This window comes from Acinetobacter johnsonii, assembly GCF_048551975.1.
Taxonomy (GTDB): Bacteria; Pseudomonadota; Gammaproteobacteria; order Pseudomonadales; family Moraxellaceae; genus Acinetobacter; species Acinetobacter johnsonii_A.
Window position 1 is genome coordinate 1 of record NZ_JBIMCF010000196.1, and the last position, 282, is coordinate 282.

1 protein-coding gene is annotated in these 282 nt (G+C 39.0%); it reads right to left on the minus strand.

Features of this window, described 5'->3' with window-relative positions; all coding sequences use genetic code 11:
* Positions 1 to 282: RepB family plasmid replication initiator protein (locus ACG9ZB_RS17215; RefSeq protein ID WP_419326843.1), on the minus strand; the 282-nt coding region annotated here is incomplete at both ends.

Below are 282 nucleotides of genomic sequence, written 5' to 3' on the forward strand. Positions count from 1 at the left end.
CATCAATGTATCTAATTTCACTGACCCAGCGACTTAGGACATTCTCAATATTTCCTCTTTTATTTACGTCTTGATAGCTAAATTGACGTGCGAAGAAGTCTTTACACGCATCTTTGAGGGCTTGATAAGCTGTTTGTCGTGCAACATTAAACTGGTTTACATAACTCTCTGCATGAACCTCTAATGGGTCATTTGCTTTGATACCTCTGCCACTACCTCTTGCCTCGACAATGGCCAATAGGATTAAACGTTGTTCTACTAAATCCAAATTATAGCTAGCAT